This is a genomic window from Vibrio sp. V42_P2S4T144, from assembly GCF_009904715.1.
GTDB lineage: Bacteria > Pseudomonadota > Gammaproteobacteria > Enterobacterales > Vibrionaceae > Vibrio > Vibrio alginolyticus.
Window position 1 is genome coordinate 63,893 of sequence record NZ_WXWS01000155.1, and the last position, 16,150, is coordinate 80,042.

General features: G+C 48.4%; 13 protein-coding genes. 6 read left to right on the forward strand and 7 right to left on the reverse strand.

What is annotated here, in order from left to right:
- Window positions 1-10: 10 nt before the first annotated feature.
- On the reverse strand, window positions 11-430 hold the full coding sequence (locus tag CAG68_RS05450; protein ID WP_012219921.1) for a hypothetical protein: 420 nt from the start codon (window positions 428-430) through the stop codon (window positions 11-13).
- Window positions 431-617: 187 nt separating this feature from the next.
- Complete coding sequence (locus CAG68_RS05455) at window positions 618-899, reverse strand: hypothetical protein (protein WP_012219889.1); 282 nt, start codon at window positions 897-899, stop codon at window positions 618-620.
- 205 nt (window positions 900-1,104) lie between these two features.
- Here CAG68_RS05455 and CAG68_RS05460 point away from each other — a divergent pair, with 205 nt between their 5' ends.
- Genes CAG68_RS05460 through CAG68_RS05475 form a run of 4 tightly spaced genes read left to right on the forward strand, consistent with a single transcriptional unit; the run spans window position 1,105 to window position 2,944 of the window.
- Entirely contained in the window at window positions 1,105-1,470 is a 366-nt protein-coding gene (locus tag CAG68_RS05460; RefSeq protein ID WP_012219888.1) for a DUF4406 domain-containing protein, read from the forward strand.
- On the forward strand, window positions 1,460-1,822 hold the full coding sequence (locus tag CAG68_RS05465) for a hypothetical protein (RefSeq protein WP_020195293.1): 363 nt from the start codon (window positions 1,460-1,462) through the stop codon (window positions 1,820-1,822). The genes CAG68_RS05460 and CAG68_RS05465 overlap by 11 nt, the downstream gene beginning before the upstream one ends.
- A 17-nt stretch (window positions 1,823-1,839) precedes the next feature.
- Window positions 1,840-2,100, forward strand: coding sequence for a hypothetical protein (locus CAG68_RS05470; RefSeq protein WP_161440889.1), 261 nt, complete (start codon window positions 1,840-1,842; stop codon window positions 2,098-2,100).
- Window position 2,101: 1 nt separating this feature from the next.
- Window positions 2,102-2,944 (forward strand): DNA adenine methylase, encoded by an 843-nt coding sequence (locus tag CAG68_RS05475; RefSeq protein ID WP_046376528.1) that lies wholly within the window; start codon window positions 2,102-2,104, stop codon window positions 2,942-2,944.
- A gap of 329 nt (window positions 2,945-3,273) precedes the next feature.
- Here CAG68_RS05475 and CAG68_RS05480 read toward each other — a convergent pair whose 3' ends face one another.
- Window positions 3,274-4,146, reverse strand: a complete 873-nt coding sequence (locus CAG68_RS05480) for a RepB family plasmid replication initiator protein (protein ID WP_052728865.1) — start codon at window positions 4,144-4,146, stop codon at window positions 3,274-3,276.
- 444 nt (window positions 4,147-4,590) lie between these two features.
- Here CAG68_RS05480 and CAG68_RS05485 point away from each other — a divergent pair, with 444 nt between their 5' ends.
- Complete coding sequence (locus CAG68_RS05485) at window positions 4,591-5,250, forward strand: nucleotide-binding protein (RefSeq protein ID WP_012219858.1); 660 nt, start codon at window positions 4,591-4,593, stop codon at window positions 5,248-5,250.
- The gene (locus tag CAG68_RS05490; protein ID WP_012219946.1) at window positions 5,243-5,581 is read left to right on the forward strand and encodes a hypothetical protein; all 339 of its coding nucleotides are present in this window, start codon (window positions 5,243-5,245) and stop codon (window positions 5,579-5,581) included. Before CAG68_RS05485 ends, CAG68_RS05490 begins: the two co-directional genes overlap by 8 nt.
- A gap of 119 nt (window positions 5,582-5,700) precedes the next feature.
- Here the strand turns inward: CAG68_RS05490 and CAG68_RS05495 are convergent, their stop codons facing one another.
- From CAG68_RS05495 to CAG68_RS05510, 4 genes are all read right to left on the reverse strand, one after another.
- Window positions 5,701-6,732, reverse strand: coding sequence for a hypothetical protein (locus CAG68_RS05495; protein WP_050548984.1), 1,032 nt, complete (start codon window positions 6,730-6,732; stop codon window positions 5,701-5,703).
- The gene (locus tag CAG68_RS05500; RefSeq protein ID WP_139045304.1) at window positions 6,725-8,386 is read right to left on the reverse strand and encodes a portal protein; all 1,662 of its coding nucleotides are present in this window, start codon (window positions 8,384-8,386) and stop codon (window positions 6,725-6,727) included. The genes CAG68_RS05495 and CAG68_RS05500 overlap by 8 nt, the downstream gene beginning before the upstream one ends.
- A gap of 138 nt (window positions 8,387-8,524) precedes the next feature.
- Window positions 8,525-8,941, reverse strand: coding sequence for a hypothetical protein (locus CAG68_RS05505; RefSeq protein ID WP_161440890.1), 417 nt, complete (start codon window positions 8,939-8,941; stop codon window positions 8,525-8,527).
- 87 nt (window positions 8,942-9,028) lie between these two features.
- Window positions 9,029-15,964, reverse strand: a complete 6,936-nt coding sequence (locus CAG68_RS05510) for an SNF2-related protein (protein WP_161440891.1) — start codon at window positions 15,962-15,964, stop codon at window positions 9,029-9,031.
- Window positions 15,965-16,150: the final 186 nt, after the last annotated feature.

The following is a 16,150-nucleotide window of genomic DNA, read 5'->3' on the forward strand; positions in this document are numbered from 1 at the left end:
TCTTCGGGTGTTAATTATTTTTTTGAGTCGCCGCCGCAAGCTCGGCTTCCAGCTGGCTTAAAATGGTACGTTCTGAGCGCAGCGTGATTTGAGCGCTGGTCAAGCGCTCGCTTTGCTGTTCGATTTCGCGGCGAAGTTGTTCAGGATCACGAGGTGCAGTTTGGGAAATAAACTGGTGCTTGTTTTCTCGAAGCTGTTCAAGGAATGGGCTGTGACAGTCTTTATTGGCGGCATCAATGTTAATCTGCTCATAGGCTTGAGCATTAACACGACGGCAATATTTATGAAGGATTTCGCGGCAAGCGGCATACTTCATACCGTTTACTGCCGCGACATCTGCGGTTTTTGCGCCTCTCAGGATGGCGCACGCAATTTGCTCTTCTTTTCTGAGTGAGATTTCACGCTCTTGATTTGTCTCGGTCTTGTCCATTTTGATTTCAGCCTTCCAACGTCACCGCTAAGTCGTGGTCTCGCGCTTACTTCAAAAGCACTTTTAGTTGCCACAACAAACTTTTATCTTTTTGTTGTGCACTGTTTACCGTTTTTAGCGATGGCGAGAAACAACAAAAAAATGTTGTTTAATCTTTTCTCGACTGGATCAAAACTTCGCAGATCAATCAGGTTTCAAACTCGATATCACCAGACTCAATACCTTTGAGCACCTGCTTTCCTTTCTCGGTCAGCGTGATCAGGGTGGGAGTTCGACGCATAGCCGGTATCTGTTTGCGTTCAACAGCGACCAAGCCCTGCTCTTTTAGCGACTCAAGTATCTGGTTTTTCTCTGCGGCTTTGATACCAGCATTGACATTAAGGCGTCGAGTGAGGTCGGTCATGGCAATCGTGTTCTTTTTCTCTTTCTTGAGTATGACCAGAACACGTACCTCAGCGTTTTTTAGCATGTTGATATCCATCAATTTTGTTATCTAGTTGACGATTATCGCCATGCTACATGAAGGATGCACACTTACCAATCACCAACTTACTCGTCACCGTTAGTTAAAGCGTATTAAATTACGCTAATAATTACGTTTTTAATTACGCTATTGATTAACATACATCAAAGTGTTAATTTCTGTCCACCACTTTGTTTTAAAGGGATTTTGGATGTCGCCTGAAATTGCCCACGTAACGTGCCGCGCTGAATTGACTTTAGAAAATTTGAAGCAATTAAAAGAAGATGCGGGAAGGCTCACGATTTACATCAGTGGCCCGATGACGGGGTACCGACACTTTAACCACCCTGAATTCTTCCGGATTGAAGACATGATTCAGGAAGCCGGCCATATCCCGCTCAACCCAGCAAGAAACCCCAAAGGTCTGAGTTACGACCAGTACATGAAACTGAGCCTATCTGATCTCTTTGTCTCAAATGCTGTGGTCCGTTTGCGCGGCTGGATGGAATCAAAGGGCGCTCTGGCCGAGGTGTTTGCCGCTCATTCCCTTGGATTGATGCTCATTGATGAACAATAAGCGCTCACTGGTAGATGCCGCAATTGAGCTTGCCAGCAACAAAACAGAACAAGCACCCGAGACATGCCCTCATTGCAACGGCAAAGGGGAAACGAAAGGTCTGTTTTCTACTACATGGGAGTGTGTTCACTGTGATGGCTTGGGCTACACCGGCGATCCAATCGCAATAGCAAAGTGGTTTAAAGAGGCCCTGATCCAAAGGACCGACAGAATTAAACAGCTTGGCTCGCACTGCAGCGGACTAAGCAAAGAAAACGAGACGCTCAAAGGCATCTACCCAGACTGGGAAGAGCGATTAAATGAGCATTACGAGCAACAGACTCATGAGAAGTACAGATCACGGTTTGACTAACTGTGAATGGAGGCAGAATGTCGGACCACCAGCAACGCTACCGAAGAATGCAGCGCATCAAAACGCTTGGCTTTCATGATCTGTTACTTCGCTTTTCCTCTCAGTACAAACTTCATTTCTTGGCAGGGCTGCACGCCATTTCTATCAATCATGGCGCCAACATCAATCAGGAGGTAGCTTGCCTTCAACGTGAATTTATCAAGTTAAACCCACGAGAAGCAGCCGCGGCCATCATATTTCACCCGCAATTTGGGAAGAACAGAAACAAAAAGGGATAGCATGAAACCACTAATCAAATGGGCCGGCGGTAAAACATGGCTCGCCAAACGCGCAGAGCGCATCGTCAATGACATAAGCCCAGAGCGAGTCGTAGAACCGTTTGCCGGATCGGCTGCCTTCTCACTGCACTATGAGTTCGATAACGTCATACTCAATGACGCCAACCCCGCCCTTATCAACCTGTATAAGCAACTGTCCAATGGATACGAAATCAACCCAGATGAGTTTTTGCTGGAAGCCGATTTTTTCTATGCGGCCCGAGAAGAACTAAACAACGCTCTGCTATCAGGTCAGGCTCTGGGTGAGAGGGAGGCTGGTCTTTTCTGGTACCTGTGTAAACACTCTTTCAATGGCCTTGTGCGCCAGAGCAAACGAGCTGGCAAGTTCAACATGCCGTTTGGTGAATACAAGGGGATAGCGACCCCGCCAGACACCAAAGAGTTCATGCGAGTTGCTAAGAACTGGACATTCAACTGTGGCTGTTTTTCAGAGGTGGACATCACTGACGCTCAGCTAGTCCTGATCGACCCTCCGTATGAGAAAACCTTCAATGCCTACACCAAAGACAAAAACGAGAACTTACAAGAACGTATAGTCAACATGCTTGGCGGCTATGACGGCGCTGTAATCGCCACCAACACGCTTTTGCCTGAATTAACCCATATCTATCGGGAAGAAGGTTTTACCGTCTACAAAACGCCTGTGAGGCGCTCAATTAGCTGTAAAGGCAGCGGTCGTGGGAAAACGTTTGAAATGATCGCCCTGAGAGGCTTTTCTAAGAAGCAATTCAGGCGCTACATGGATGGACTCCAGCCTTACTACCCCAAAGCCGTTGGCCTTTGATGTAGTCAAAACGGGATAGATGTAGTTGAATCGGGGAAAAGGCAAGATAAGTCGATTTTGATGTAGCTAAAACGGGTAAATCTCGCCTCGGGCACAGAAAACACGTAAGAAAGTGTATTCTAATTGGGTAACTTACCCTGTTTGACTACATGCCACCCCCCATACAACCACATTAATACCCTGTTTGACTACATGAGGTGTATTCTAATTGGGCTTTACCCTTTCAAGGAGCATAGATATATCTAACCTACCCATCATAAAACCCAATTAGAGTACACCCTGCCCTACTTACCAGCCCCGTTACCCACTTTGAGTACACCTTTACCCAATTAGGATACACTCTCAGCTATCAGCTTTTTGTTTCTTGTCGATACGATGTAGTAGCTTTCACCGTCTTTCCTGACGATATTTCCTGACAGGAAGCCAATAGATTCAAGTTTTTGCAGCCCATTCTTTATTTTTCTGTTTGCTTCTTTTACTGACGTATTTAACTGCAGTCGGTCCCTTAGCCTTTCAAAAGAGACCGGAACTGGCCTTTCAGGAAGCGCTACAAAGTACAGGTATAGGCATTGAGCCACCTCTGCTCGTGGCAGCTTATCCAAGACCTTGATGCTAACAAGGACTTGGAAATCTAACCTGTAAAGATCCCACAAACTTTCATCAGCCATCAAAGAAACAGAGTCCTCAAACTCATCATATTCAGCTTTTAACAACAGGCCAGTATGAACCCCTTTAGCAGCCCCTTTTCGTACAAAGGAGAGGTTCTGTGACTGAATACGACCTAATGATTCGCCTATTTGGCGTCTAAGATTCTTATCAAACCTACGACTGGGGTATGAACAAAATTTAGCAAACTCACTAAATTTCAAGGTTATTTTGTTCGATTTTGCACCGTAGGTACTGAAAGCCAGAACAATCCCACACCAAACTTTAAAGTCTGTTTCTACATTTAATTTATCACCTCTAACACTTACCCTGTCGTACCCCTCCTTCTGGCAAAGCTCAAGACTCCTTAAATCTTCAGAAAGATCCATATCAACGAACTTGGTCGCATTTCGTCGACCTACAGGTGCAAACACCCCAGTCCTTAACAGAACATTCGGTTGAACACTCGTTGAAGTGTTACACGTCAAATTAGGCATTTCAGCCTCGATAAACTCCGTAGGCGGGAAAAAGGCATTGTTATCGTTAGTTTTATTCACAAAAGCGTCCACATTTCGTTTTTATTATCCCAATTAGAATACACCCTAAAACCCAATTAGAATACACCTTAAAACCCAATTAGAACACACCCACCACCCAATTAGAATACACCGCAACCCAATTAGAATACACCGACATAGCCTGAAAGGCAGGCCACACAAGGCTTTAATGAGGTAGGGATCTTTTAAAGGATCTATTTGGTACTTAAAAAGGGATCTTATTATTGGGATCTATCGCATGGATTTGTGGATAACTGCACGCAGTTACCCACCAACCCCACACGATCGGCTTCGCCTAATCAATCAAATTTTTCTTTTCTATTTTTTATCAAAATACCAATAAAGTATCTACCAGATACCCACTAGGTGTTTTTGTGGTGTCGCATGGGTATCAATTTGGTTTTGATGTGCTATGATAAGCCCACACAAAAGAAGGAGATGCTCATGATTATCTTGGTTTTTGGGCAAAGAGGGGGGGCAATGAAGTCTATTTGCTCTCAAAACTTAGCCGTAGAACTCGCACACCGTCAACATTCAGTCTGTCTGGTTGATGCAGACCCAGGTGGTACAACTGCCAACTTTGGCGCCTACCGTGAAGAAGAAGGTATTGAACCTGCAATCTTCTGTGTCCAGAAAAAAGGGAAGATCACTAAAACCCTGCAGGAGCTGGATACCAAATATGATTATGTGATTGTGGATGTGCAGGGAAATATTGACCCAACACGTACACAAGAAATGCGCAGCGGCCTGTTAGCAGCTGACATTGCACTTGCCCCTTTCCGTCCTACTCAGGACCACAGGGATAGCATTCTGGAAGTACAAGATCTGATTGATACTGCCATGGACTTCAACTCTAAATTGAAAGCGTTTTGCATGGTCTCGATTGCCCCGACCCACACAGCGAGAGAGCAAGACATTACTTTCACCAAAAACACACTACGAGAATTCAGCTCAATGGGTGTGCTTGACACCGTGGCATACAACCGAGTCGTTTACAGCGATGCCTACGCTACTGGCCGAGGCGTAAGAGAAATGAGCGATGCAAAAGCGAAGGCAGAAATGAACGCCTTAGTTGAAGAATTACTGGAGAAAGCAAATGGCTGACAAACAAAAGCGATTTAGAGAACCTATCCGTAAAAACCAAGAAGCCAAAAAAGACGCCGATGCTTTCATCAACGGTGACGTAGGCTCTCAGTCAAACGAAGAAGCTCAACTGGAATGGTATGAAGTTTTAGAAGCGACTGACAAAACAAAAGCTTCAGAGAAGCCGGTTCACATCAACCTGAACGAGTATTACCGCGAATGGGGCACCAAGTTGGCAGAACTGGACCCACAGTACGCGAACCGCAAGCACCTTTGCCAAGTGCTGATCGCTGAAGGCATGAACAAACTGATAGAGAAAGCGCTCAAAGAGCAAAAGAAAAAAGACGCTTGAAAAAGGAGCCGGTTGGCTCCTTTTTTTTGGGATAAAACCATACTATTAACATAGGAACAAAGTTCCTAAAGCCCTTTCAGAACACACGCTGGCTTCGCCAGCGGCGGTCTGGCAAGGCATCAGTCGTAATAGCCTGCGTCCATCGAAGCGTTGATACTGAATGGATCGTCCTTATCCGCCTGATCGGCTGAATCTGGCTGCTGCTTCACAAAGGTTTTCTTGTGTGGCGCAATTGGCAGGTGCTGCGTACTGATATTGGCCGTATCCATGATCATCTGCAGAACGGTTTCCATACTCTCTTCGCTGTCCGCATTAATCAGCGCATCCAGAACCTGATCGCTGATTGCAATATGACTACGCTCTTGGAGCTGCTTGAAAAACTGCTCACGACTGGTCTTTTCAGACTTCAGGGATTCAGTCTCTTGAGAAGCACTGTCTAACAACTGCTGCAGCTCTTGGGCTTTTTCGTCCTGATCGGCAATCACTTGCTGGGCATCAAGCAGCATTCCTTTGTACTGGGCCGACTCAAAGGCAATGGCCGCATTGAACGAATCAAGCACCATTTCTCGCTCGTCATCCGGCACGCCGGCACTACTCAAATTATCGAGGACGGCCTGACGGTCAAATTCCTCTTCTGACGACTCAGAATCCAGCACATAGCCACGGTTGGCCGCAAATAATGGGTTATGCACGTAATCGAAGCCATAAAAACCATTGATAAGCGTATTACCACCCAGCTTGCCGCCGCCACATGCCCACGAGAAGCCACCAATACGAGAGTTATGCAGGCCAAGCAGCTTACGTCCCTCGTCATTGTCCAGCACCTCTTGAACGTGAGTCAGGTTGCCGTCGTCATCCAGTGACAGCGACACGGTGACACAGGCGGGGATAGCATTAACCACGGTCATCTGCCCATTAGGAAGGTGAACCGGTAACGTTTCCCCCAGCGTGAGCTTGCCGGCCATTTCTCGCAAACCATGTGACACATAACCGACCAACTCACGCAAACGCAATCGCTCTTGTACCTCTGGCGAGTTCAGGACCGATTTGACGTTATCCAGAATGTAACCGCGCTGTTTGCCGGTGTACTTTCGACCTGTATCAAAAATGTTGAAGGTACAGGTGATACTTTGCAGGATTTTCTTAGACATTTTCCTCTCCCATCAGCTCTGCAATGCAGCTGTAAATCATCGTTTTCAGTTGATTGTGGCTATCTGGATCAGAAACCGAGTCCAGAACCTTGTTGACCTCATCCTTGTCCCCTTCTTTTGCAGCCTCAATGAGCTGCTTGAAGGTTTCCTCGTTCACTCGCAATACGTCGGTAAACAACCAGTTTGAGGTTTGTTTGAAATTGAATTTATTGAGTTCCGGATCCAGCATTTGCATGAGGGTGACGACCGACATAGCAAAGTTAATCCGTGACTCACGCGCCGTTGCTTCTTCGCGTTCCAGCACGTTGTTCAGGCTGTTGAACTCAATTCGCCATGGTTTATCCGATTCTGTGTAGACCTTGCCCCACTTCATCAGCACATGGATTTCACAGAGTCGTTCCGCGCCTGCTTTAATCGCTCGACGGATCAGATTGGCCTTGATGGCCGCGACCATAGATTGTGTCCACCAGCCACCTTCACCGAGTCCGCCGGCCATGTCTTCGGTAAAGCCCACAAGGGACTTATCAACGCCCAAGGCACTACACAAGCGATTCACATGAAAGTTCACGTCTTCAATGTGGCTGATATTGACGTCGGACTGCTCGGTCTGAATGTTGACCTGTCCAGAGCCGTCAGCGGTAACAGGCAGAATATGGTTGTCGATCGTTGATATATGTCCACGCTTGGCTGAGCGCTTAGCAGACAGGTTTAACTTTCGCTTCAAAGCGCCCAGAATGGTGTTGTAATACTGAGCGGCCAGCGTTGGGTTTTTCTTACCGGTCTGAATAGTGATAAACCGGTCCCGCTTGGCGGCATTTTTCCGCGCTGAGTTAAGCGAGAGAATGGCTTCGTTTAAATCTACCCATGGATCATAAGCTGAACGTAGTAGGCTCGAACCGTAGTCTTGCGTCTCGATCGGCTCTTCATTCAGGTAATCATCGTCATTGATATCAAACGCCAAAGGGTTAAGGCGCACCGGTTCAATCAGCGTGCTGCCGTGACCGTCCCACTTCGGGATCTTGAACGGAATGAATTTCCACGGCTCCATTAGCTCAACCATGCCTTTTTTCTCAAGACTGCGTTGGTACTTGGATGTGTAACCACACAAAAGCCCCGCTCGCTCGTAACAGCGGATATGGGCTGGATGGGTGTAATGGTCAAACCGAATATGAGTGATCCCTTTTTGCGGCTCAGTGTAAGGGCGAACGTAACTTAACCCGTATTTGGCCGCCTGAAAGGCAACCGCTTCAGCGTTATCATTGAGCCAGCGACCTACAGTGTTTCTCAGGTCTTTGACTATTTTGTCGTCGCCTCCATCCTTTGTGGAAGCGATGAACAGTATCTCTCCCGTATCCGTTTTGGCAGATAGAGCGTTGGCGACGTGCATTTTTAGAGCGCTGTCGATGGTTGGATCGACGGCCATCTCTTCAAATCTCAAGTAGCCTGCACGACGGTTCCGTGGAAATGGTTCGATGAGCTTTTCGGTCTCTGACTCAGAGTGTGCGCCTTCTTTTCCAAGAAGCTCGTCCACCTTCCCTGCGTCTTCATAATCGAAACCCGATTCCGCCAGCTCTAAATGACCGTTTTGGTCATCATCTACCATTGCATGGAATAATCGTGAGAGCAGACTCCTTTTCTTTTTGTTCTCAGCCATGATTCTCTCGCCTGTTAATTAACATCGAGAGAGTAACGAGGGGCGATCAGGGGCGCATCAACACAGATTTGTTGATGGTGTTAAGGTAGGTATTAGAGAAATATTAAAAGGGTATCGAATTGATACCCCTTTAATGCATTAAGATATGGCGTTAGCGACCGCAACAAGCTCAAAGTCTTCGTCAATCAGCACATAGCTGTCAATGGCGCCATCCTCAAGCTCAATAACGTGCGTATCATCTTCCAAAGCACCGATATCCTGACGTTCATCATGATAGGCAAATGCGGCAAGCAGGTGATAGGCCGGCTGTTCGTACTGGACCTTTTCTGCCCATTCAGCATCAATAAAATCAGACGCAATCAGATCACGCTCTATAAGCATTTGTTTTAGCCTCCACCAGTATATCCCGTAGGCGCGGTACCAAAGTGGGTTTTTACGCAGCATTTTTGCGACGGCAGCGAGAAAGGTTTCCATCCACTGCGCTTCTGTTTGGCCTTCTACCGCCTCATCGTAAAGCGGCTTCAGCTCTGCTTGTGTTGGGATTTTAATTTTCATGATTATGGTTCCTTGCCATAGGGTATCTACAATATAGCAGATACCCTAAGAGTGTTAAATAAGTATTTGTCTGATACCTGTTAGGTGTTAGGCGATAATCTCATACACCTCTGCCACATCAACACTGGCAGGGAAGTACCACCAGCTGCCATCCCAATCCCCTTCGGCAGTGCAGAACTTAGCACCAAAGCGGTTTTTGAGAATGTCTTTTGCCGCAAAGAGCTTGCCTGCCTTACCATTTCTATCCTGCAGGAAGAAATGTTGGAAAGCCGGCAGCGTTCGCGCACGGTAGCGACCATTGCGAGGGATAGATACGTCTTTATAGTTATATCGGGCAGTGATGCCGATATCGCTAAAGCCTTTTTCCACCTCTTCAGGCAGCGCTTTGAATGCTGGGTTTTGCTTCAGCTCTTCCAGCTCAGCATCTGCCGCTTGTCGTTTGGCCGCTTCTGCGTCATCGAGCAGTTTGCTCTCCAACCCTGCGACGAACTCACGCACCCAGCGGTTGATCTCCATGCGGTTATCACCCAGCTCTGCCGCTCTGTCTTCGAGCTGCTCTTGGAAATCCTGACGGGCGTATCGGTACGCTTGATGCTTAGCGATAGCTTCAGGCTGTGTCTTGAGCGATGCCGAGAGTTGAATACCTTCAGCCAGCGTCGGCTGGTAGTCGGTCCATGCCTGATCGCAAATGGACAGCACTTCAGCCTGAGAGGCTTTGTGACCGTACTCTGCAATTTCCTGCTCGTAGTGATCACCAAAGAACGGCTTCACCACTTCGCGCCATGCAAAGACAGATTTATCTTCTCGGCGCAGTTTCAGGTAATGCAGTGCAATTTCACGCTTGAGGGCATTGTCAGTGGTATCAGGAAACACCAGTTGCTCTTTTGGATGCTGATCCGCATTGGCCAGTACCAGTTGCCCATCGACACGGAACAGGAAGTTACCGTAGCCCTGCAGCTGAAGTTCATCACGGTATTTCACAAACTGATCTTTCTTCAATTTCGGCAATGTGCTGTAAGAGTATGTGATGGACAACATTTGCTTCACTCTCACTTCATCGTCGGTCAAAGACACGCGCTTCAAGCCCTCTGGCATAGCATCCAGCTCAGCCTTCATGTGTTCGCCATTACGGCGCCCCCACCAGTAGTAAGACACGCTGCCGATCGGTACCGAATACTGCACAGATCGGGTAGCTTGATCGACTTGCTCAATACGTAAAATGGCCCCGAAATCCGTTTCCAGATAATCACCGACGGTCAGGACGCTGCCATCCCGTGCCACGATGGCGGTTTCTGGGTTTTCAATAATGCCACTGTCAAAAGGCAGCTCGCCGGCACTCGCTTTTTGCTTCAGGAAGGTCAGGCGTTGTGATAAGCGAGATTCCAGTTTCGCTTTTTCATCTTGCCACTTGGTTTCGTGCTCCTGCAGCATCTTGTTGACTCGCGCCAGTGCTTGCTCAGCTTTGCCGCTATCCTCGCCCTTTTCCTTGAGTCTCGACAGAGAAGCTTGCGCCTTGTCTTTTCGCTCAACCAAGCGGTTATAGTCTTCTGCCTTGTCGGCTTCCCAGTTGGCTAACTGGCTTCGAAGGCCAATGACCTGAGACAAATCGACCGCGCACTTCAAATCCGATTTACGGCGACGTTCTGCCTGCTTCTGGGCCAGACGCTCCATGCGTTTTGCCTTAGCCGCTTCCGGATCCGCTTCGAACATATCAAGGTAGTCATCGTTATCGATCGCGTTGCCGTTGACAGCTTCTGACTCAGTGCCGTTGAACAAGTCACGCATCCAGCTCTTTTTCTTGTTAAGCAGATCAAGGCGGTAGCCATCAAACGAGCCTTTACCAAGGTAGTAATACAAGCTGACCTTAGAAGCGGTATTGCCCTGTCTGACGCCACGACCATTGCGTTGCTGGATAGAGGCTGGTGTCCACGGCAGGGTGAGGTGGTGAATCGCACTGGTTCCTTTCTGAAGGTTAACCCCGACCTCCGCTTTTTTGTTACAGATAACGATTTTGATGTCACCGGCATTGTAAGAGTCAGCAATGCGCTGAAGCTTCGCGCCGGCAGCGTCAGAGCCGTTGATGATGCCGATTTGCTTCTCATCAACGCCCAGCTGGTTCACGATGATGCGCTTGAGCTTATGGTGCTGCGTTTTTTCTTCAGTAAAGACAATCTGCTTACCGTTTACTTCCAGCTCTGCCTGCAGGTTGGCGATCAGCTTGGCGTATTTAGGCGTTAACGGGTGGCCGACATCTGACAGCTTGATGGCTGCATCATTCAATCCGTCAAGCACTGCCTGCTCATAAACGTCAGGGACCACCAGCACGATAGACTCCCCTTCTTCGTGGCGCTGATAATCAAGCTCGATGGATACCTTACGCTTAACCTCTTCCCCGTCCTCGGTTTGTTCAAGGCGCTCGGCTTCGATTGAGGCAGGCAGCGAGGCAATGAGTTGATCGACTGCTTTCGCTTTCGATACAGGGAAAGTGAACGTCATGGTCTGATTGAACAGGTCCATATCCGTTGTGACTTTATCCATATCACGCATCACGGCAAATAGAGCGCGAGCGTTCGCACTACGCTGTCGTGCTGGCTTACTGGCCTCTTTGGCCTCTTCTCGCAGCGCTTCATAGGCCGACTCTTGTGCGTCGGTCATGTCGACGCTTTCATGAGACTCAGGCGCATCCGGCAGGGCCAGATTCACGTCTTCAGCGTTTTGCATGAGCGTGTAGCGGTGGAAGAGGTTGCGCAGGCCATCCAAGTTTTGAAAGCCAACCAGACCGTCTTTTTGTACGATTTCGCCTTTCACCGTCATTTTCTCAACGGTTTCTACCTTGCCGAACACACGGACAAAATCGTCTGCAGTGTAAACGCCGAACTTTTCAAACTCTTCTACCGGCAGCACCAGTGACAGCATGTTGAAAATCTCAAGCGGCGAGTTGGTGACAGGCGTTGCGGACAACAGCACAGGGCCTCGACCTTCGTTTTGGTCGCGCAGGTAGGCCATCTTCATTGCCATGTCGATAGCACGCTGGGATTCCGTCGGATTGGGCAGGTAAGCAATGTTCCCTGTTTTATCGCCGGCTTTGAAGCTGTTCTTAAATGCATGGGCTTCGTCAATAATGACTGACTGAAAGCCCATATCTTCAAAGTACGGGTATTCGCCTTTTTTGTGTCCGCCATCTTCAAGGAAGCGCTGCTGCAGAGCTTCTTTTCGTACCGCTTCTTTGTAACTGATCTTGTCTTTGCCTTTGCCCAGACTGAAATCATCACCAGCAACGGTACTTGCGGCCATCTGGTCGGAAATAAGCGATTTCTCAACCCACTTGTCGGCATATTTGTGTTTGCTGACAGGGCGCATCTGAATCTCTTTGTATTTCTCAAACGTCATAACGACCAGTGATTTTGACGTCTGTGGGATCTGGTGCATCTTGTCGAAGATTTCTTCGGCACTCTCTTTAATCAGCGTATCCTGATATTCAATTTCACCTGTATGCTTATTCTTTTTCGGATTGCCCTGCTCGTCTTTGACTGGCTCACGCTGGATTTGCCCTTCTTTGTCCAGTTTTGGCTTAAAGCCCACGAACAAAGCGTTATCCAGATTGCCATGAAACATCTTGGCTTCGTGGTACCAGTTCGCCAGCACTGAGTTAGGTACGACGATCAGAGTCTTACTGGCTCGGCCCATTTGCTTGTTGTAGGCGGCCAATGCCAAGGCACTGAAGGTTTTACCCAAGCCCACATCAAACCCGAGAATGCCCGAACCATCTTCAGACAGGCGACGTACAGCGGAGCACTGGTAGCCGTGTGGCTTAACCATGGCGCTGACGCCTTCCAGCCCCAAATCCGCATCTGAGTGTTCAAACGGGATGTATGAGTTGAATTTCTGGTTATATAGCTCGGTCAGATCATCAATGTCTTGGTGCTGCTGCATCCAGAGACGGAACTCTTCGTCTAAGCGAGAAACACGCTCTTTGTATTCTTCGATATACTCTTGCTTCGAGCTGGTGACGTTGCCACCGTTAAGCCAGTTATTCAGCTGCTTGTTGAAGCCTTGGGTATCGTCGTAACCCACAAACTCACCAAACGGTGAACTCGTGTCGCGCTCTCGAACGTTTTCAACGTAGCTTTCGCCCGTATCATCGTCTTTAGCGACCTGCTTTTTCTCGACAAGGTAATCAAGGTTTGAGTAGCCTTTTTCGTGCATAAATTCCAGCACGTATTTGCGGTCAATCCACTTGTGGCGCATCGAGAACGCAATGTTTTCTGGCGCGGTTTTGTGGCGACGCTGCTCGATTTCTTCCAGCTGCTGTTGGTACTTCGCTTTGAGTTTCGGATCGGTTTCAATATTGAGCGCGTGGCTCAGGGTGAGCACTTTCTGATACACATCCCCAGAGCAAAAACGGCTCATTGGCATAAGCAGGCCGTCAGGGTGGACAGCAAGGTTTTTATCATCAGCCAGATCCGACAAAGAGCGGATAGGCGTCTTGCCTTTGTACAGCTGCTGCACATCTTCCAGCGTAATATGCATCATGCCTTCACGCAGGTATAGGTGCTCAACGATAGCGTGAGGATTGGTGTCGTCAAATGACAGCCCTTTCGTGCTGACATCACCGGTTAGCAAGGTGGAGTATTCACCGTTTTCATCCATCGCGTTTGAGAACACGCCAAAATAGCGCGAGCTTTCACCGGCGAGGATAAGCCCCTTATTTTGTTTTGGATGGCCGTATTTGTTGATCTCATTGGCCACCAGCTCCTGCAGTCGCATTTGCTCGGTCGCGTCCCAGTTGCCTTGGTTGGTGTCATTTTGGAAACGCGCCAAATCAGCACCAATCAGTGAGCCTCGGAAGATTTGCTCTCGATACTCATCACTGGGTTGCGTCATGGCAAACTCAATGGCCTGCTTCTGCGGTTTGCTAAATAAATGGCCCCATGCCTTCATCGCAGCAAACGCCTGTTTAACCGAAAGTGACATCAGGCCGTGATTACTCTCAAGCAGCCCTTTCAGCGCTTCGAGAGAGGCAACGCCATACTTTTTCTCATCAATGGCTGTTGTGGTCCCATGCAGGGTGTCAACCGGTTCCCAGTTGCCGCGTGTGAACTCGTGCATACGCTCATCAATCATTCGACGGTCGCCTTCGACATAGTTCTTGATCACCGGCTCGGCGGTATCGAGCGCTTCCCTGTCGATACGGGAGTGGAATTTCGCCGCCAGTTTGCGCTTGAGCGCTGCATCGGTCACGCTGGCATCACGGATCACTTTGTCATCATCACGGACTTTGCTGGCATCTTTAGGGACAAACTTACCGTGAATAAACGGCTTGCCGTCGCGCTCCCACCATTTGCCTTCAATAAAGGTATCCCAAAGCACGTTGGACGATTGCAGCTGCTCCATTGGAAGTTGAGCAATTTTCTCAGCGGCTGATTTAGAGTGCTTGCGCAGCACAATGATGTCGGTAACAACACCCGTACCTTGCTTGCCAAACGTCTTGCTTGGCAGCTTGTGCGCACCAAGAAATTCCGCTTTCTTGCTGATTTTCGCGCGCCATTTCTGCCACACTTTGCCACGTTCACGTACAATATTGACCGGTACCACCAGCACTAACAGGCCGCTTGGCTTCACTTTGTCGATCAGACGGTTGATGAAGTAGCGCTCGATGAGCTTTTCACTCTTATGATCGGGGTCGTCGTGCGCAGAAGCGCCTCGGGCACTGCCGAATGGGATATTACCAATCACCGAGTCAAAGTGATTATCTGGTGACTCAACGGCCATTTTCTCAAATGACTGGTTAAATACGTTGTCTTCTGGGTGAAGTATCTTGTTGACGGCAGAACTGATCGGATCGATTTCCGTTGCGGTCATCTTCACGCCTTGATGTTTGGTAGCATTAAATACACCGGCACCGGCAGACGGCTCTAAGACGTTACCGTTATCAAACCCATTTGCCCCCAGCAAGTCCCAGCATCCCTCGGCAATGTACGTCGGTGTGTAGTACTCATACTGGCTGTTTTCACTCAAGCCGCCACGGCCAGAATATTGCACAAGCAGATCGTAATCTTCTGCTGTCAGGCTGCTTGTGTCCCAATTCGCCGCTTTTATTCGATCAACGATCGCTTTTACTTTGCTGTTGATCGTTTCTCGCGTTTTGACGCCGCTGGCCTTCAAGCCAAACTCACGATCGCCATCATGACTGGCCGCTTGGAATATCTGGTTAAAAATAGCTTCTAACTCATTGATATCTTTTGCGCTTTGCAGGGCTTGGATTTGCTCATCTGTGGCGCTATCTAAAACGGCATGGTCATGCACGAACTGCAATGGCAAGTCCAACTCATCACCAGCCGCCGCAGCGATCGCTTCTTTGAAGTCTTCAATACGCATCGTAGAGATCGGCCCCAAGAACAGATCGGAATCGTACTGCTTGAGGTAAGCCGCTTTCGCCTGCTCTTTGTTATCAAAGCCCAGCATTACCTTGTCTTCATCAAAGAATTCAGGGCAGGCGCAGTCTTGCGCGTGCTCTTTACACTGTGGGCAGTATTTCGATGGCCACTGCTTCACTTTTTCGATCGCGTGTTGTTTGACGATGTAGACGTGATTGGCTTTACGGTTTGGCCCGATATAACAATCAATACCCTCTTGGTCGGTGCCTTTGGTCGATCTTATGTATCCGTAGTCATAATGCATTGCGACGGACCATTCGCTACCATCTGGGTCCACGCCGGCACGCTTGGTGCCTGCTTTGTTTTCGATGGAAATCGGCAAACCTTGGAATTGGTATCGGTCCTGAAGTTTGAATGATTGCGGTTTAGTGGTGAACGATGGCTCGTCATCTTCCGCGCTATCAAACACCACATCACGGTGCGGGTATGGTTTTTGCTCACCTTGAATAAACTTAATGGTGAAGCCTTGCTCTGTCGCCGCTTTGGTGGTGAATGAGTAATGAGCACTCATTGGCGTCATTTCAGGGAGCTGGGCAATACGTCCATCGGGGGTCATACCATGAAAACGGATGAAATTTTTGATCATCAATTGGTCATCGTCTGAGCCTTCCATTTCGACGGGGGATTTTTGGTCCCAATCAGAGTTAATCAGAATGGAAACTTCTGATTTAAAAGGGGTTGTTATTAAGAATTTGTACATTCAGTTTATGGCGGGAAGTTCGCCATCCTCCTTTTGATGGGCAAACAATAATGTCCATCAGGAGGGTAACAA